The sequence below is a fragment of the Paenibacillus polysaccharolyticus genome (genome assembly GCF_023714295.1).
Taxonomy (GTDB): Bacteria; Bacillota; Bacilli; order Paenibacillales; family Paenibacillaceae; genus Paenibacillus; species Paenibacillus polysaccharolyticus_A.
The window spans coordinates 402,091-421,146 of the sequence record NZ_JAMAUN010000001.1 but is presented as its reverse complement, the minus strand read 5'-3'; the positions used below and the strand labels follow the sequence as shown (position 1 = coordinate 421,146).

Genomic DNA, 19,056 nt, shown 5'->3' with positions numbered 1-19,056 from the left:
AATTTAAAATGTAGTCTGTCCACGCTATCTCAGGTTCCCCTGTACGCAAGACAGAGAGTTCAAGTTCAGAACCCGCTAAGTTCGCGGAAGTGTTATGGGGCGCGGTTTTATTCAACCGTCCAGCCTATTCATTTTTACCCGTGAGCCTGATCTTCGAATCACCACAACCCAGACTTGTCTCAAAAAAAAGTTCAAAAAACGTGTTTTATCCGATATACTGTCATAAACCAAGCAAAGAAGTGGGTTTTCCTGTTTCTTCATATATATGGAGGTGGCACCTTTGACTCAATATCATCCTTTAACCCCACAAGAAGCGATCGAATTAGCCAAAACTTTACCGGGTCCATTTACGGCAGATGCGAATCTGGATTGTCGTGAGATCGGTGACGGCAACCTGAATCTCGTTTTCCATATCACGGATCAGAACTCCGATAAAAGTATCATTATCAAACAGGCGCTTCCTTATGCGAAAGTGGTTGGCGAATCATGGCCGCTGTCCCTTGTACGTGCGCGCATTGAACGTGAAATTTTGCAAGAAGAGTATCGATTGTGCCCTGGAACGGTGCCCGAAGTGTATCATTATGATGATGATCTTGCATTAACGGTCATGGAGGATTTGAGTGACCACGTTATTATGCGCAAGGGTCTGATTGACGGAGCTTCCTACCCTCTTTTTGCCCAGCATATCGGGGAGTTTATGGCGAGAACCCTCTTCTTCACTTCTGACCTCGGCATGAATCAACAACAAAAGAAAGAACAGCAGGGACGATTCGTCAACCCTGACCAATGCAAAATAACAGAAGACCTGATCTTTGATGAACCGTATCGGATTGCACAAAATAACAACTATGAAGAAGCGATCGAAGATGAGGCCGAGGCGCTTCGTACAGACGAAGCACTTCATTTGGAGATCGCCCTGCTCAGGGAAAAATTCCTGACCCATGGACAAGCCCTTCTTCACGGGGACTTGCATACAGGCAGTATTTTTGTAACACCTGAGTCGACCAAAGTCATTGATCCGGAGTTCGCTTTCTATGGTCCGATGGGTTTTGACGTAGGCGCCGTGCTGGCAAACCTGCTGCTTCATTATGTTTCGCTGTCTGGCCGTTTTCATGATCAGTCCACCCGGAATGAACGTGAAACAGAATTGCTGGACATGGTACGTGATGTCTGGACTGAATTCGAAACTCGTTTCCGTGCACTGTGGAGTACCGATCTCATTGACCCAATGGCTAAAACGCCGGGTTATCAAAACCTGTATGTACAGCAGCTATTTCGAGATACGATCGGTTTCACCGGAGCGAAAATGGTACGCCGCATCGTAGGCCTTGCCCACGTCGCTGACATAGACACCATTACGGATGCTACTGAACGCGAACGCGCACAACGCAAAGCACTGACCGTAGGTAAAGCATTGATTAAGAACAATCGTCAAGTAAACACAATCGGTGAGGTGCTGGATCTGGTATCTTCTGCTCTCACAACGGTTAAAGCCTAACATTATGGAACGGAGGAACATCCATGACAACCCCTGAACATCAGCCTCTGTCTTCGCTCAATTGGAAAAAGGACAAGCTTGAAATGCTCGATCAGCGTCTGCTGCCCGAAACGATTCTGATGCTGAAACTGTACACCCCTGAAGAAGTATGGGAATCCATCCATTCCATGAAAGTACGCGGCGCGCCTGCCATTGGTATTGCGGCAGCCTTCGGCGTAGTGCTCGGAGCTAAAGCCTATGATGGCATCAATATCCAAGGCTGGCTGGATCATGTCAAATCCGTTTGCGCACACTTGGCGACATCCCGTCCAACAGCGGTTAATCTTTTTTGGGCGCTAGATCGCATGAAGCAAAAGGCTAACCAAGTCGTAGAAGCTGGTCTAAGTCTAGACGAAAGCATAGATGCGCTCGAAGCGGAAGCATTATTAATTCAAAAAGAAGACGAAGAAGTATGCCGCATGATCGGTGAACACGCCCTGCCTTTATTTGAAGATGGAATGGGTGTACTTACGCACTGTAACGCAGGTGGGCTGGCGACAGCCAAATACGGTACGGCAACCGCTCCAATGTATCTTGCTCAAGAGCGTGGCATTCATCTGAAGGTATTCGCTGACGAGACACGTCCCGTTCTGCAAGGCGCTCGTTTAACTGCTTTTGAGTTGCAGCAGGCCGGAATTGACGTAACGTTACTCTGCGACAACATGGCCGGTATGGTTATGTCCAAAAGGTGGGTACAAGCTGTCATTGTGGGTACGGATCGGGTCGCAGCTAACGGAGATGTTGCCAACAAAATTGGTACATACAGCCTGGCTGTACTCGCCAAAGCGCACAATATTCCTTTTTATGTAGCAAGCCCACTATCCACCATCGACTTGTCCACAACGTCTGGCGATCTGATTCCAATTGAAGAGCGTGCAGCTGAGGAAGTAACCGAAGGATTTGGCAAACGTACTGCACCGCAGGGTGTTAAGGTATTTAATCCAGCCTTTGACGTAACCCCGAACGAATACGTTACCGCAATCATTACGGAAAAAGGTATTGTTCGTGCGCCTTTCCAAGAGAACCTCGCAGCTTTGTTTACGGAATAAAAAACGGGAACATGTAGTATATTGATTAGGTCTTTGCCTTGGTTGCATCCGTGTAATCATTGCTTTAGGTCCGTAAGGAGAAGGGACAAGACGGATGCCTCCGACTTCGTCCCTTGTTCTATTCTATTTCTATGGTGCCGACTGAAAACCGACACTTCCTTCAAATCATTTTCAACAAAGCTTCTACGCCTGTCATACCTACTTTAATCCCCATAGCCTCCGCCTCCGTCGTCACCGATTCCATTGGTGCATGAAGCAGTTGCTCCAGTGTTCTCACACCTACAGCCCGTGCGGCTACAATCTTGCGATCGCCCAGCTTCTCATTCAGTAAACCCACATCAAGAGCGCCGCACATGATATATCCTTTGGATGTATTAATCGTTAACAGTGTCGTTTTGGGAAGTTTCACTTCCACCCCAACGAGCACATGCTCTCCCACCACAATCGGCTCCATCGTCACCATAATTTCACGATCCACCTCCTCTTCAACAGATCACGATAATTGTATGCCTGTTGTCGAATCGACGTGTGGACACCTGCCGTGGAAGGAGAAAAAGTGTATCCATTGTCTCAGAAGTAGAGTTGTTCTCACAGATAGAAATACCTGATGCACTATTGTTGAATAAATTTTATGAATAGAGTATTTAAATTACAAACTACTGATCCGATAAATGTTATTAGGGAAGGAGGGGGCTATGCATCCTAATTATAAATATGCGATTTATGTAACTATGCTGATTTTCATTTTTTTATTATTGGTTTTATACACTGATGTTCGAATTCCAATCGAGGGAAAAAGTTATTATTCGAAGCCAACTACTCATTTCGGTATGGTATTAATAATGGGTATCACTGGGCTCTTGGGTATAATGACTCTCATAGGCGCAATGGATGAAAAACCCTTGGTGCAGGCCTCTTTTATGTTTAACTTTGGCGGATGGGTGGCTGTGGTAGCCATTCAATTTTACAGAGTCACAACCAATGAAGAATTGTTTAATCGTCTAACGATTAGTCTTATCAACTGGGCTGTCTTATTTGTAGTAATACATAGTGTTTTTGCCTTTATTTTCATAGGAATTGAGAAGAAAAAAACAGCTAAGGAGAGAGAAAAAGAAGAGGAAGAAAAACTAAAATTAAAAATGGAGAAAATAGGGAGAAATTACGTGTTTACCTTCCCAGATGGAAGCAAAATGCCTGTAACTCAACAAGATATTTATAAAAATGATCTGGATGATTAGAAAAAAAGTTAAACAAAGAAGTGGGCATCGCTGCCCTCTTCTTTCAATATATTTTTATTATCTCACCTAATATTTCTTTATCCTACCTAATCCCGGAGTATATTTTACAGAATATAGCAATATGCTTCATCCCCGAGATCTTTTACCGTTAATATCGTGACTCGATCGCTTGCAGCCCGCTTACGAACGCTTGCAATGACATTTAATTCCTCATCAGCAATGACTCTCGGTTGGACCCAGGTATACAGATCAGGTTTAGAAACGATCATCTCCGTTTGCAGATCTGCAATTTGTCTAACATCAACCACGGACTGGATATCTTTCCATTCTCGAACCTGAACGAAACTCTCCAAATATTCTCTTTCCTTGACGCCAATATGTACTTCAAGATCATTCGAATATTTAACTTCCAGGCTTGAAAGAACATCCGGTCTGGATACAATCAAGTATGAAATCATCTCTTCGAGAAAAGGAATTTCTAAAATACCCTGCTTTTCATCTTCATCAGTTACTCTCGTCCACAACATGCCGCCAAGATCAGGTCTACTCAATGCTAATTCCGAAGTTATTGAAGCTTCATCACAGCGTATAACCGTTAACACCGAATCCAGTGTTTTTCTTGCTTTGGTGTAATTAGAAACTTCTAAGAGCGAAGGCATTTCAGGTATAGAAATGTGCAAAACGTTCAATAACTCTGCATCAAAAGGCCTGGATACGGTCAACTCACTGACTAGAGACATCTTCGGATCAATCGTTATGGCTGAAAACAAATCAGGATGAGACACAGCAATTTCCGCCACTTTTTCATCCTCGGTGCTTTGCCTAACTGCCAATGCGCTATCCCTATCTGACTCAGTGCGTATCGAGACTGTAATCTCGGCTGGCGCTTCAGGCTTGGAAATACGAATGAATGCCTCTTGCTCACTTACCGTGCTTTCAACGATCGAAAGGATTGAATGCAGCTTCCCTTCCGTTCGATGCCCTACGCCCATATATGCGTTCAGATCTGGACGATTCACAGCTACAAGGGTGGGCGCATCCTGATGCATATGATCTTCATAACGATGTACGTATAAATGAGATTGCAGCCAGGCAAAATCGATATCACTATGCACGGTTAATGTCGCTTCGAGTTCCTTACGTCCCGCTCCATAGACAAAAAGCTCACTTTGTTTTTCCGTACGTCCAATGGAATAAATCTGCGAAGTAATATATTTGATCTGTAATACAGGTGGCTTGGCAGACTCACGGGTGTTGAAATAGATTGGAGATAAACCATTAGATTGAATCATCATGCCAATATTTTGGAGTTCACCGTTCCTGAGCATCTTCAATATGTCCATCATATCAAATTCAATATAACGCTCGCTTGTATTGATTCGATAGCTTGATGTTAAGCGTTGAATGGAATGAGGCTTGTTCGCGTAAGTGATCCCATATTCACTCCACGATGTGTCCGGCTGATGTAGTTCAATAGATGCTCCTGGCGAGATCGTTCCTGTGTAATATAATTTTAGCTTGGCTTCTTCCAGATACATCAGATCTGGTATTCGTGTATCTATGTCCCCAAAATCAATGAACGATTCGAATTGCTCCAATTCATCCCGGCCTATCATCATACGCTGTGTATCACCAAAATTGATCGTTTGTAAGCGGGGCAAACTACGAGTGGTTGCATCTGCCACAGGTATCAAGTTCAGCGTGACTCTTGGTGCTTCCAGAAGCTCATATTTACCCTGTGCACGATTATGTTCTCTTACATAAAGTGCACTTTCCAGATCATTTTTGGGTGAGGCTTGGATGAAGCCATGCAGATCGGATTGCGTTGCATACACCACGGATAACGTACTTCGCATTTCTTTGATTTTTTTAACACGAACAGAGACTTGGGAAAACCTCTCACTATTTTTCCTTATAGCAGATGTCAAGGTTGAGGGCAAATCTGTGTCTATCTGATTGTATAGAATGTATTTCGCTCGAAAACGATTATCCGGACTTTTAAGATGTATATAGCTGTTTAAAGACGTCTCCCCGTTGGTAATTCCGCTCACTTCCTGTCTCATTGTATTGAGAGCTACACTCGATCGGCCCTGACAATCATCTCAAAAATTCCATTCGGATCTGGCTTGGCATGAATATCAGTTGCGATCCGAATATAAAAATCAATGCTTTCTTCCGGCTTGATGAGCCCATAAGTCAAGTAATCCAACGGCAGAAATGGATCTGCCTGTCGGGATAATTGAACTTCAACTCCACTCTTTTGGAATTTCTTGTCCATTTCGAGATAAACATGATCTACAGCATATCCAAGTTGATTGATAAGTGTAACTTTCTTGGTTAATGTTGTTTGACCCGCAATGATCACTTCATAATCAAGCTGCTTCAGAATGCCTCCAAACGTATCCGATAAGTAATCTCCTGATTCGTCCATAAACATGAGTCCTGAATAAGTTCCAATAAAACTAAACTCCTTGGAATCTACCGCCCCCCAATAATCCTGGAACTCAACTATTAACGAATTTTCCTTGCCAAAGAGGAACTTCCGTTCATCCATGTTAATCTCAATATTAAACGGCGAAGGCAGTAACCGTGTAAACTGTCCATCTGCTGGATAATACGATTGGCCGTTCAAAAGCACACGATATCTCACTTTGCCCTTATCCGCATCTTCCAGCACACCTTGAAGTTTATTTCCGGAGAAAGTCAGGTTTATCGTCGCGATTGTATTCAATATTTGCAGCGCCATCTGCTGAACTTCCACCGTATGACGGGGAGCATCCACAACCATCTTCATCTGATCCAAAGCATAGCTGTTCTCATAATGCTCACTGTTGTCCAGATAATACGCTACCCGAGTGAGTCCTGCCAGGTCTTGTTCAGGAATCGTATTTAGCGTTTCAACAGTCATGCCTTTTCTTTTGAACAATGTCGTGTTCTGAATGTCCAGACTGACCCACCTATCGAAGCGATACGTTTTCCACGTCAGCCCGGAATCAAACGAAGCAGCGAATCTTAATGTCCCCTCGGTGCGACTGTCAACGATTTTAGTAGCCACCAGCTTTTTGAGATCCCCGTATAATACCAGATCGGTTGGCTGTACAATCATCTGCTCGAACGGTAGCGCATCATAAACTAGTGCCATATCTCGATTGCCAGCAATAATTTCTTCATCATTGGTCCATGTGACCACGTCAAAATCTCCCTCAAGTTCATCCAATGGGGAGTAGTTCGCCGTAAAATTCAATTCTGCCGTTGTTTTCGCCGGATCGTCTGTATAATAGAGCACCTCTACACTGTCGCCTAACTCGTCGTAGAGGGTGAATGGTTCGGTTTCGATTGTGATCGTCGATTCCGTTTGGTTTGGATCATCGGTATATTCAATGATTTTAATCTCTTTGTCTTCCCACTCTTCCGCGAGGGTGAACGGTTCGGTTTCGATGTTGAAGGATACCTCTGTTTTGGCGGGATCATCTGTGTAGTAGCATAATTCGATCTCTCCTTCAAGTTGTGACCAAGCGGATTCGGGGATAATGGAGATGTCGCTCATTCCGTATGCGAGGAAGTCTTGCTCTGTTGCCGAAACTCCTATTTCTAACCATCGATCTACATAATACTTATAAATTGAATTGTGGTTAATCAAACTATAATGAACAGAACCATCAAAAGATTGCTCAGTAAGACTATTCAATAAAGGTTTACGTGCAATTACACTTATTCCACTGTCTATTAAAGATAGAGCTCCCCCCTCGAAAACTGAAATGAATTTTGCCACTCCACCCAGACTCGGCTCAATATTTACAAAGTTCAAGACTACTTTAAATGGTTTATTACTGCAACTGACTAATATTCGCGTAAAATCAGAATCTAAAGGAGTCATTGAAGGATTGGAGGAATTGTACAAAAGAACCGTTGATGTGTTCGAACTATAAGTTTTATTTCCATCATTCAATCCTTTCTTGTTGAAAACTGTTGCATGATTCCAGTAATAAGGCACGCTTCTAGTTACACTATCGTACGCATGTACAACCGAGTAAGCAATTTTATTATCAAGTTCATCAAAAAATTCAATTTCATTTAATCGAATGCAATTACCACTAAAACACCCTTCTAACTGAATAAAATAATCTGCCATTATCAAGTCTCCTTTCTAAAATCTAAATTAAACAAAGAATCATTTTATATGAATTAAGTGATAGTTGCTTTCTTGATTAATATCTTAGATGTGTCTATTGTTTGCTTGAAAACTTTTCCTGTACCAAATGATGACGATGTTTTATTCATAAATCTTATTTCATATATGCTTTCATCAAACTCAATAAGATCACCTTTGCTTAATCCATAATTAAGAAAATGTCGTTCGTTTTTATCAACATCTAATAGTATTTTTTTTGATTCGTACATGCCAAAGTCACCGATTGTTAAAAAGTCAGTAGCTCCTTGATTTGCAGTCACATTAATTCTGTACTTTTTGTAAGCAATTTTATTTTTGATTTCAAAGAATCGAAATTCTTCTTCTGCGAAATTAGCTTGATTAGATCTTGAATCAAGAGGAGCCCATTTCGCTCCATCCCATCCTTCAAATGTCCAATTTTTAGGGAGTCGCTTTGCAGGAGTCGTGCCCGATTTTATAGAATATCCTTCTATAACCTTATATGTTGAAAACTCATAACTTAACCAACCAGTTAAAACCCCACTTGCTGTTGCCCACCCATTATGATCTACGATCTGATCCAATGCCTTCCAAGGATAGAATGTTGAGTATGTAGAACTAGCTTCAGCCACACCCGATGGAGATGTACTGCTTGTCATTGTTGGAATTACGTTGTCGGTAAATTTATCTAAAAGACTATAGTATTTATCACCTGATAAAATAAAGTATTTTTTGATAAGCGGATCAATAACCGCGTTATAAATTTCTAATTCATCTATATCAAACCTAGCGTAATAGGATGTGTTTGATAATCTTCCAATCTGTAGTACCTCTGCATAGGCTGTTGCATCCGACAATTGGGATGTTGCAGTAACCGCAGGAATACTCATGTCGTCAACATATAGCTTAACGGCATTTGTTTTTGTAGTTCCATCCCAAGTAAATAATATATCATGCCATTGGTTATCACATACTGAAGTAGGGGATTGAATCCAGAATCTAAATCCTTGCGTTCCCGCAGCGTTTGCAAAAGATAGTTTACCTGTACTCGGATGAACTTGAACTCCCATCCCATGTTGTGAAGCATAACTACTTAAATTTATCATTAAATAAGTATCCCTATTGGGGAGGTTAGTAGGCACCCTGATCTTAAAGCGAATGCTTTTTGCACCAACTGGAATTACTGCATGATTAAATTTTATGAAATCGCTTGTCCCATTAAAGGATCTTGCCTTATTTTCAATTCCGGGAATAACCGTCGTTCCATTTACGGTTGCTACGCTTGTTCCCTTACTATCCACTACAGATGTTGCAACTGTTTCATTAAACTTATACCATGCAACTCCATACCTATTCATTAAATACGTTGTATATGTAGAATTATAATTTGACATTAAAAAGGCTCCTTTTAAAACAAATAAAGCACACCATATAGATGTGTTCTACATTATTCTAATGTAATTTTATCTACTCTTCGCTTTGCCATATCAATTACATGTTCATATATTCTTCCAGCGCCAAGTAATGAATTGGAATTTTTTAATGAAATGTATTGCTGAATAACCTCAGAAAAATTATTAAGGTTGAGATCTATTCCGTATTTCAAAAAATTTGCTTCCGAATAATCCGTTAATTTCAACATCACACCAGGCAAATACTCGTAAAAGGACAGCATGCCGATTGTAATATACGCCGCATTGCCAACAGCATATGTTTCACTCACATTAATTCTGAAATATGAATAAGATTTTTCGTAGTCTGAAATAGTATAATTTCTACTTTCATTTGGACTCCACTCGCGTTCATTGACTCTATAGTCTAATACATCCCAAACAACTCCATCTGTGCTTCCCTCAAATGTCCATCTTTTTAAATCTCCTCTGTATGAATTGTCATTCCTAGAAGTTATTGAATATCTTACGATTTGTTTATCCTTGTCAAACTTATACATCAACCACCCCGTTCTAATATTGTTGGTAGTCCAACAGTCAGTATTGCTAACATTCCCCCCGCTAAATACTCTCCATGGTTCGTAAATAGAACTGTAAACACTGCTTGCGCTCACAATACCAGATGGGGTAATGTTAGAGGTCATTCTAGGCACGGATGATTCGTTGTTAATATGATTGACTTTAGAATAATACATGTTGCCTGACGAGAGTAACATCTTGCTATAAGGATTTCTGAATTCGCCTGTTGAATCAATTTCAATAGCGTCGATGGCAAGAATTTTCCCAATCTCCGTTGAGGGTATCGAAATTTCTGCATAGTGATACCCTAAACTTAAATCGGTAATTTCAAAAACGATAACTTGATCTAAAACACTTGTACGATAAGCACTGTATTCTTTATTTAGTCCATCGATTGAAATCATGTTTTTTGTTGATCTATTCGTATTTGGACTATCGTAAATACGTAGTTTTGTTCCATAAAACCAAAAGCCTATCTTACCAAAAGTACTAGACGAAGTTAGTGTACTTCCCCACCATCCTGCAAATGTATAATTTGTATTCCATACACCTGTAAAAGCAACGTTAGGCATGTCTTTCACAATATCGTATCTTGCCCACCCCGTTTCTGGGGATGTGGATACTCCCCAAAGCAAATATCCTTTTGAATCGATATCAATAGCGTCAAAAATGAATAATGCGGTGTCCACCGTTTTTATTTGAACCGTATGTATGCCCTCTGTTAATCCTGAAATATCAAATACTAAAGCTTGTGTTAATCCACCGCTTGTGTAAGTTTCATTAATTATGCCACGAAGTGTTCCATCAACAATCACTTGTGTTGTTGTTGTCCTGCCGGCTAATCTTGCACCTATAATTCTTAACATTGTGCCCTGAAAACTAAAGTTAACGGTAGCTCCACTAGTTTGTGTATATGTGGCTGACCCACCGTAATTGGAAGCTAAAGTCTCTGTTTTCCAAGTTCCTGTATAGGTAATTGAAGAGTATAGATGGTCATATCTTCTCCAACCATTTTCTGGTGCTGGTAGCCTTTCGCCCAAAGTTGCCATTAAAAGATCATCTCCTAAACAAGATCAAGGATAAAAAGCAGATCGTCATGCTCTACTTCGCATTTACATTTGTTATTTCAAAATACTTCTTCAAATTCAAGCTCGACTTGAATAACTTACCTGAGCCTAATGATCCATTACTAACCATAATTTGATTACATCGCTCCAACTTTCTATCAAAGACAGATAGATCTGCCATCCCTTCTTTAAATAAAGTGTTTTCTGCTGGTAGGCTTGTTGATACGGGGCTCCATCCAGCCTGTTTTCCCTCGACTGTTATTACTTCTATAAGCTCCCACTCGCCAACTGATGTATACGATGTTGAATAATTAGCAGTTATATTTAATCTGAAGTACACGTAAGAATAATTCCCATCTAAAACATATACTCTTCTTTGTTTTTGAGTCCAAGTGGCCTCATTATTGACAGTATGCAAAAAGACCCAGTTCTTCCCATCGTTAGAAGCTTCAAATGTCCAATTCTTTGGAGCGGAAAAAGTATCCGTTGCATCTCTTGAAGTTATGGCATAAGCTCCAATCCTCGCTGTGCTGACAAATTGATACGTTAACGTTCCGGAAGGAGTATTATTGGCTGTAGCCCAACAATCATCTACTCCTACAACTCCTCCGTTCATTGCCTTCCAGCCTTCATAAGTCGAATTGTATATACTACTAGTACTCACAACACCTTGGGGCGATGTGTTACTTGTCATGGTCGGGTTTGCGTTTCTATAAATCGTCTCAGGAAAATCACCTTTTTCATACTTTTGATATGTCCCGGCATATTTAATTAACGACCTATACATAGGAAGAATAGTAACTTCCATTACTGGTCTGAACCCTGTGGCAGTTGCCACCGCTAGATAGGCTGACGGATTGTATCCGCTGGCTCCTGCGTTTCCATTTGCCCCCCGACCTGTTCTGTTTCCTGTTCCAGTAGCGTTGGTCGTTGAAGTCCAAGAAGTACCACCATTATAATTCCATACATTGTTATCTCCAGTGGCGACCTTTCCATTCAAGTTGGAGTGTACGATGTACTTATCCCATTCATTATCTTTATCTGATGCGTTGATACCACCTGTAAGGAGCCGAATTGAAGTAGCTGCCTCTGTAAGTCCTGCGAATGAAACTGACTTCCCACCAACCATACCGTTTGCATTAATAACATCCCAGCTAATAGCATTCTGAATATTTCGATCTGCCACCAGTAGCTTGCGACCATTCCAATCCTCAACCATAATGAAATAAAAATCACCATTTGGTGTTGCTGAACTTGTATCAGGGATAAAAGCAGATGTTTGTTCCCCTAATCCGCTGAATGTTCCAATTGTATTGGCTATTGAAGACTGGTAATGACATCTGATACGCTTGCCAACTTCAAGATTTGCAACATTGGTTACTTCATCTGGATGAAACAGGCGTCCAGTAGAGTCAACATCTACCCCATCTATAGAAAGTGTTCCACTCGAACTTGTGGTAGATATTTTTACATTATGCAAAGTCTCTGATAATCCAATGACTTCAAAAACCATGACTTGATATTTGTTAGATGAATTATTGGGATTCCAAGTTGAAATCACACCATCAATCTCAATGGTCACATTATTCACTCTGTTAGTCCAATACAAGTCAATGATTCTCATTTTTGTTCCATAAAAATCAAATTTAATATTATTTGAAGTTACCCCATTTAAGGTAACGTAGTGAGCTGTTCCTGCGTATGTGTTAGAATCTCCTTTGGCAGAGACCCAACCCGTCCCTTCATATTTAATTTCTGAAGTTGCATCATCATACCTTTTCCAACCTACTTCTGGAGCAGTTAATTTTTGCCCGACCTGAGCTATTAAATAACCATCATCATCAACGTCCACCGCATCTACACCCACATAGTTTGAATCAATAACTTCAATCTCAACATGATGGATATCATTAGACATTCCCGTTTTCTCGTAAACAACCACCTGCAGTAGTTGCGTCCCATTACTGTTATAAAACTCTTGTTTTCCATCAATAGACAACTTAGCAATTTTAGTTCTATTAGGATTGCGTTCATCAATAATACGTAGCTTAGTCCCTTTAAAAAAGAAGTTTAATTTGCTACCCACAACATTAGAGGCTGTGATTTCACCCAAATAATGAGAGGTGCTTGTCCAAGTCCCCCATGACCCTGTATAAGTGAGTTTTGAATCTCTATTATCAATTCTCCTCCACCCTGCTTCTGGAGAAGTCAAAGCATACCCGCTCAAATACCCCGTTTCATCAATATCTATGGCGTCTAAAGTGAAATTTATACGGTTATGTCCTGCTGCAATTGAAACTGTATGAAAGCCAAGAGTCAGTCCAACTTTCTCATACACTATAGCTTGCTGAAGACTAGATGTACCTACTGTACGAAAGGCACTGTATGTCTCTGTTACACCATCTATCGTAATAGCGTTATCCGAATGCCTGTCGGAATAAAAATCAGAGATAATCCTGAGTTTTGTTCCAAAGAAGGAAAATGTAACATAGTTATTATCCACGGCTCGGCTAGTTACTCTTATACTTCCTCCATAGTAACCTGCATTTGTTGGAGATGGAGTAGTCCACGTCCCTGTATATTTTAACCCAGGATGTGTGTCATCATATCGTCTCCATCCTGCTTCCGGTTCTTTGATTTGCTCTCCTACTGTTGCCATTACTACACCTCCTTATATTCAAATACTGGACGAAATCCGCAATCAATAGAAGAAGCGTTAGATGGGTAGATTCCAAACCCTCCCCATGCACCAGAAAAAAGGCTGTCCCCTCCCCTAATACTTCTGTATGTACTATTCACTTGTGCTGATTTTGTACCTGAACTTGAGGTATAGATCCCATTAGCTGAAGTATCACTTGTCCAAGTTTGAACACCTTGATCGTAATTCCACACATCATTCAATTGCATTTCTTTTTGAATTAAGGCGACAGGAAAGTTAATGATGTATTTATCCCATTCATTATCCACAGGGAAACATCCCGTGTTCTTGTTTTCAAAAGTTCTATTACCATCAGCATCCGCATATGTAACACCACCGCTTAGACAACGAACGACTCCTGAGATACCACTAATGGTACGTGGTGAGCCTTCAACGAATCTATTGGCGTTCAGCCAATCCCATGTCACCGTATGGCTTACAACTCGATCTGCTATCAGTAACCCTTTACCTACCTTGATCGCATACCAAAAATATTTGGACGGCATATTAGCCAATGGATGTCCTGTTACTGCAATTTCGGTATATCCACTTGTACTCCCCCCAAAAATATATTCATTAATGGCGTTATCGTATTTCCAGACAATATAATCTCCCACCACCATATCCTCTACACGTTCTCTCAACTGCCCGGTCGTTGCAGGAACTGCCATCGAATCACCCCTTCCCTACTCTGATCTGATCTATCTTTTTGATTTTCGTACGCTCAACCTTTTGTAGATAGACCGCTCCTGTTGAAGTGACCGCTGTCTGATCCATCTTTAAAGCGTACTTGGTTTTTAACCGAAGCACACCGGATTCACTTTCTATGTAAGGATTACTATACTTCACCTTCTCCATGAAACTGTCTGTGTAAAAGGTCGATTCCTGCTTCTCCGCAGTGATCTCGATTCTCACCTTGGCATATTTCGCTTGGGCTTTGGGAGCAGCAACTTGCTCCTGCACACTCTCGTATTCAGTCCACTGGAATCCGTCATCCGAGGTACTCCAATAGATCTTATATACCGAACCTTCCGAGTTATTAATGTGGGCAGATACTCCCTTGAAAGAAGCAAACTTATCCCGAATTAGAATAGCCTCTGACTCCCAGAAACCCGAGGAGACATAAATTGCATTTCCATCCGCATCTCTCCCCTGTTCTTCAAGTCTTAACTTTTGATCCTTGTAAATCGTATTGTTAAATGTACCAATGGACAAATCAATATCTAAATCAATCTCCTGAATCGCCATATCCATCCCCCCTTGTCTTGCCCGAGATCTCGTTAGCGAAGATCCCAGTTCATTATTCCCGCATGGTTAGCTTTTAACGAAGCTACGACCCGATCGATGATCAACCCATTTTTACGAATGATTAGATGACCAGGCAGATCTATATTCGAAGTAATCTTAATTTGAAAGAATGCACTTTGGTTCATTGGTAAAGAGCACACACATTGAAAATTGATTTTCGCATCATGCAGATCCATTGTTTTTTTGTAGCCAAAATTAAAACACTCAATCGCGTTTCTAAAAGCTCCCGATTTATTTCGGCCAGTAAACTGTCTTATGCTTGTTTCGGAAGATCCATTCTTGTATTGGATAATATCATTGTATACAAATGTTCTTCCCGTTAGCGGATACTCTTGCCCTTCACATTCATAAGCGATCGAATAACGATCCATGTTGATATGGAAAACTCCGTTGGCAACGTTGTAATACACCTGCGAACCTTGCCCGATGACTCCGAAGTATACGAGCTTATCTTTTTGAATATCATAAAAATTCGTTGAACGTTTTGTCTGCAGATCATATTCGCTCAAAAAAGTTCCATCGTAATAATCGGCAATCCATATATAAGCTTGCGGTACCGGTGAACGAGTATACTGCCTTTGACCTAAGATCACAATTTTGCCTCCTCAACTACGGTATAAAAATGGAAAGAGACAGACTGAATAGCCTGTCTCTTTCTTTCATCTACTAACCTTACACGTAACGATAGGAGATACGTTTCTTGAATTCCTGTTTACCGCTGCGAGCGTTCAAAGGAACTTCACATTGAATGGAGAGTGTCACATAGTTACCTGCGGCATCTTGCGGTTTGCCATTATTGTTAACGCCCAAAATTTCTTTTGCTCCTGGCACCAATGGTGTAGCATGAGGAGCACCTGAATAATCCAGTGTTGTTTTACCTGTCGTTCCAATAGGCTTCGAAAAGTCTCTACCTATACGCGAGCTCTCTTCATCCAGATCATTTTCTCCAAGGGAGTCCACCTGCACATGGAACCAGTTGTTTCTTACAGCTTCAATATTGAATTTTTCGGTATCCCCATTGCCTCCATCCAGGTCTCGTGTAGTAATGGTGCAATCCTCCATTTTGGATACATCCTCAGCACCGCCTTTGTTATTCCAAACATTGAAAATAAAAATGTCACTTTTATCATCAGCATCAATCACTCGATAATCAAACGGAGCTATAATCTCCTTGTTATGTGTCGCGTCCATCCATGAAATAATTGGTTGAGTCATACGAATCATTCTCCTTTGTGTTAAGTGCTAATCGTTAATTGAATGGCAAATTACTGCAAGTTTGAACCTGCTTCAACAATGTGTACTCTGAAAATATTTCAGGATCCAGGGACTCCCCCTACAGAACACTATCCTTTCATATTTAGAATTCCCCTTTGAAATAGGAAAGGGGTCTGAACACCAATAATCTCCGGCTATCCCCCTTTTAACAGTTTCTCTCATCAAGGCTTCTACTTTTCCTAAAGTTAATTCATTTGACATGATTCACCTGCCTGGTTGTATCATACAGAATGATGATTTAACACCCTAATTTTTGCTACCGCTAAGTTGCGGAGACTGAATGAATTGATAATTCAGATATCGCTCACCTCTAATTCTTCAGGTGTTACTTGGGTTACGCTAAAAGTGTATCCATGATAACCACAACATAACAGATAGTCGTTTATTCCGTTGTACGCTTGCCAAAGCTTGAGCATAGACGTCGTTATAATCAGATCCACTTCACGTATATCTACCGAATCTCCCCAAGCATCCATGACCATATATTGACGCGCGATCCGATCAGTAAATTCATGATAGTCAAACGTGAACACCATGCCTTTGCAGAAGCTGTTGCGGATCCCAAAACCTTTAGGAATATAATCATGACCAAGTTCTTTTGCCCATCTGTTACTCAGTGCTGGTGAGATCAAACCGAATCTATTACTCATATTCAATGTAGTGGGCCGATCTTGTTTCTTCTCAACCTGTAGATATTCGGTCTCTACATCATCAATTTGAATAATATCGGCACAAAATTCGGTGACACAGTCCGGCACAACCAACACAAGCTCTGGATGAGATACTGGAGTACTGGTACTACAAGCAAGAGCTTTGTAAGCCTCCAATTTGGCAGGAATCATCTCCATATTTGGATTTCTGCCATTATTCAGTCTGCGTTCCAGTGGTGTGTGAATGTCCTCACTCACGTAGATCACAGTCGATCTCTCGGCCCCACCGGTGGTAGCCATCAAACGCTTGTATTTTTTACCATTCAGTTCAAACCCTTTGGATGAGTCTAAGCGATCACAATCTTTATGATTTTCGATGATGACCAGTAGATAATCTACAACAAACTTAAGTTTGTTCTGATCTTCATGCAGTTTTTTAATATTTCGTTTATGCTGAACTGTCGGCTTCAACGCTTCGATACGCTTGAGTTCTAGCAGAACCTCCTTCCACTGTTCTTCCATTTTCTTCTGTGAGCGAAGCTGATCTATGAAGCGGAAGACTTGATGGTTACCGATTGCTGCTATTTCTCCGTTTACGGAAGCCTCTTGATAGGTTAGAGACAGTTGATAATTCGCTTTTTGAATTCTTGAAGAGGTGACTTTGTATACGTATCTCAATCGATTCTGATATGAATTGTCCATTGTATTCCCCCTATTGCTTCCTAACCTGATTACTAAATTATAACTGGGAGTCAGGTTAATGAAGTCTGTAAAAGGGATGTTCATGGGCTGAAAAAAGTAGAATATAAGGAAATTGCGAAGGAGGGTTCCAAGTTTTACATTCAGCCATTTTCTAAGTCTTTGGTACTATGATTTCCATCATATTAGTGCTATAGTATATTAGAGTACATACGTGCTCACACATTATTTAACGGGGCTGGGATGAATGAAACAAACCTTATCCAATCAAGATGACGTCGGCTATTTATTTAATGTCGATATACTTATTAAGAGCCGTTCAAATGCACTAGCACTGCAGTCCCTGATCGAGTTCATAAACAAAGAAGAACAAATTGCGGACTTTCGGATTCACTCCGGAATTGAGCTTGGTCAAATTATCGAAGCTATGACCCAGGCTAGAAAAAATTCTACTGACTCTAATCAAAATCTCATAGAGTCACCACCATTAGTTAAAGAACAGTTAACCTCCAGCAATTCAGAGCAGATCGTTGATTCAGTTTTGTCTAAATCACAAACACAAGAATCAGTTGCTAAGGCATCAGCTTCAAAAATTGACAAGAAAAAATCTACTGCAGACACTTCCCATGTCGCTGATTCGAATTCGTTCGATGCTTGGATTGAATCCTTAATCAAAGAAAATCGCCTCACCCGAATTGTCGTGAACAACAAACACGGCAAACATCAAAGCATTCCATGTCGTATACTTAATTTTGACCGAGATAACAATGTGGTTAGTATTTACCATGTCGATGAAAAACAAGTTTACACATTCAGAACAAACGAAATTGATGAGTTCTTGCTGTAAGCTTGAAAATTTAAGCAAATACTTAGCCCGAATTTAATCCAAATTAAATCTTCATAACAACGTTCAAAAACCAAAAAGCAACCTGCTCTGGAATGCGGTAAACATTCAAGCACAGGTTGCTTTTATTATTCGATTATTCTTGTAACAACAAGGGCTGTTACAAACTTGTCTTCCCCCGTTGCCAGACATCCATTGCAAACAGCAGCCAGCCAGCAATAAAAGCTACGCCACCGATCGGTGTGATTGCTCCTAAAATTTTGATACCCGATATGCTAAGTATGTACAGGCTTCCTGAAAAAATGATGATACCCGCGAACAGCAGACGCGCTGCCCATTGCAGCTTCGTTGATGCTCCGAGCTGCCCAGCAGTTAATCCGACAATCAGCAAACCAAGCGCATGAATCATATGGTATTGTACCCCTGTTTCGTATGTAGCAATTGCACTCGCACCAATTCGGTCCTTAAGCATATGTGCACCGAATGCACCAATCGCCACCGACAGCATCGTTAATATGGCTCCAAGCATCATCCATCTCCGTTGCATACCCATTCTCTCCCTTAATTTGTT

At 41.0% G+C, this 19,056-nt stretch carries 16 protein-coding genes; 4 read left to right on the top strand and 12 right to left on the bottom strand.

Features of this window, described 5'->3' with window-relative positions; all coding sequences use genetic code 11:
* The first annotated feature begins 280 nt into the window (after positions 1 to 280).
* Both mtnK and mtnA read left to right on the top strand, forming a co-directional pair.
* The gene (gene mtnK / locus M3629_RS02045; RefSeq protein WP_251502701.1) at positions 281 to 1,498 is read left to right on the top strand and encodes an S-methyl-5-thioribose kinase; all 1,218 of its coding nucleotides are present in this window, start codon (positions 281 to 283) and stop codon (positions 1,496 to 1,498) included.
* 23 nt (positions 1,499 to 1,521) lie between these two features.
* Entirely contained in the window at positions 1,522 to 2,586 is a 1,065-nt protein-coding gene (gene mtnA / locus M3629_RS02040) for an S-methyl-5-thioribose-1-phosphate isomerase (RefSeq protein ID WP_251502700.1), read from the top strand.
* A 160-nt stretch (positions 2,587 to 2,746) separates the two neighbouring features.
* Here the strand turns inward: mtnA and M3629_RS02035 are convergent, their stop codons facing one another.
* Positions 2,747 to 3,049 (bottom strand): YunC family protein, encoded by a 303-nt coding sequence (locus M3629_RS02035; RefSeq protein WP_251502699.1) that lies wholly within the window; start codon positions 3,047 to 3,049, stop codon positions 2,747 to 2,749.
* A 232-nt stretch (positions 3,050 to 3,281) separates the two neighbouring features.
* On the opposite strand from M3629_RS02035, the gene M3629_RS02030 reads away from it, so the two are divergent.
* Positions 3,282 to 3,824 carry a hypothetical protein gene (locus M3629_RS02030; RefSeq protein ID WP_251502698.1) on the top strand — a complete coding sequence of 181 codons (543 nt, stop codon included), beginning with the start codon at positions 3,282 to 3,284 and terminating at the stop codon, positions 3,822 to 3,824.
* A 104-nt stretch (positions 3,825 to 3,928) separates the two neighbouring features.
* Here M3629_RS02030 and M3629_RS02025 read toward each other — a convergent pair whose 3' ends face one another.
* The 10 genes from M3629_RS02025 to M3629_RS01980 all read right to left on the bottom strand — a co-directional run bounded on the left by M3629_RS02025 (position 3,929) and on the right by M3629_RS01980 (position 17,644).
* Complete coding sequence (locus M3629_RS02025) at positions 3,929 to 5,680, bottom strand: CBM96 family carbohydrate-binding protein (protein WP_251502697.1); 1,752 nt, start codon at positions 5,678 to 5,680, stop codon at positions 3,929 to 3,931.
* A gap of 218 nt (positions 5,681 to 5,898) precedes the next feature.
* Positions 5,899 to 7,596 (bottom strand): hypothetical protein, encoded by a 1,698-nt coding sequence (locus tag M3629_RS02020; protein ID WP_251502696.1) that lies wholly within the window; start codon positions 7,594 to 7,596, stop codon positions 5,899 to 5,901.
* A 413-nt stretch (positions 7,597 to 8,009) separates the two neighbouring features.
* Positions 8,010 to 9,368: a LamG domain-containing protein gene (locus M3629_RS02015; RefSeq protein ID WP_251502695.1), complete on the bottom strand. Its 1,359-nt coding sequence runs from the start codon at positions 9,366 to 9,368 to the stop codon at positions 8,010 to 8,012.
* Between the two features lie 53 nt (positions 9,369 to 9,421).
* On the bottom strand, positions 9,422 to 10,993 hold the full coding sequence (locus M3629_RS02010) for a hypothetical protein (protein ID WP_251502694.1): 1,572 nt from the start codon (positions 10,991 to 10,993) through the stop codon (positions 9,422 to 9,424).
* 52 nt (positions 10,994 to 11,045) lie between these two features.
* On the bottom strand, positions 11,046 to 13,670 hold the full coding sequence (locus M3629_RS02005) for a discoidin domain-containing protein (RefSeq protein ID WP_251502693.1): 2,625 nt from the start codon (positions 13,668 to 13,670) through the stop codon (positions 11,046 to 11,048).
* A 2-nt stretch (positions 13,671 to 13,672) separates the two neighbouring features.
* The gene (locus tag M3629_RS02000; protein WP_251502692.1) at positions 13,673 to 14,380 is read right to left on the bottom strand and encodes a hypothetical protein; all 708 of its coding nucleotides are present in this window, start codon (positions 14,378 to 14,380) and stop codon (positions 13,673 to 13,675) included.
* A 4-nt stretch (positions 14,381 to 14,384) separates the two neighbouring features.
* Positions 14,385 to 14,957: a hypothetical protein gene (locus M3629_RS01995; RefSeq protein ID WP_251502691.1), complete on the bottom strand. Its 573-nt coding sequence runs from the start codon at positions 14,955 to 14,957 to the stop codon at positions 14,385 to 14,387.
* Positions 14,958 to 14,989: 32 nt separating this feature from the next.
* Positions 14,990 to 15,610, bottom strand: coding sequence for a hypothetical protein (locus M3629_RS01990; RefSeq protein WP_251502690.1), 621 nt, complete (start codon positions 15,608 to 15,610; stop codon positions 14,990 to 14,992).
* A 79-nt stretch (positions 15,611 to 15,689) separates the two neighbouring features.
* Positions 15,690 to 16,232, bottom strand: coding sequence for a hypothetical protein (locus tag M3629_RS01985; RefSeq protein ID WP_251502689.1), 543 nt, complete (start codon positions 16,230 to 16,232; stop codon positions 15,690 to 15,692).
* Between the two features lie 353 nt (positions 16,233 to 16,585).
* Positions 16,586 to 17,644 carry a hypothetical protein gene (locus M3629_RS01980; RefSeq protein WP_251502688.1) on the bottom strand — a complete coding sequence of 353 codons (1,059 nt, stop codon included), beginning with the start codon at positions 17,642 to 17,644 and terminating at the stop codon, positions 16,586 to 16,588.
* A 244-nt stretch (positions 17,645 to 17,888) separates the two neighbouring features.
* Here M3629_RS01980 and M3629_RS01975 point away from each other — a divergent pair, with 244 nt between their 5' ends.
* Positions 17,889 to 18,488: a hypothetical protein gene (locus M3629_RS01975; protein ID WP_251502687.1), complete on the top strand. Its 600-nt coding sequence runs from the start codon at positions 17,889 to 17,891 to the stop codon at positions 18,486 to 18,488.
* Positions 18,489 to 18,645: 157 nt separating this feature from the next.
* On the opposite strand, the gene M3629_RS01970 is transcribed toward M3629_RS01975, so the two are convergent.
* Positions 18,646 to 19,032, bottom strand: a complete 387-nt coding sequence (locus M3629_RS01970) for a DUF423 domain-containing protein (protein ID WP_251502686.1) — start codon at positions 19,030 to 19,032, stop codon at positions 18,646 to 18,648.
* Positions 19,033 to 19,056 lie beyond the last annotated feature (24 nt).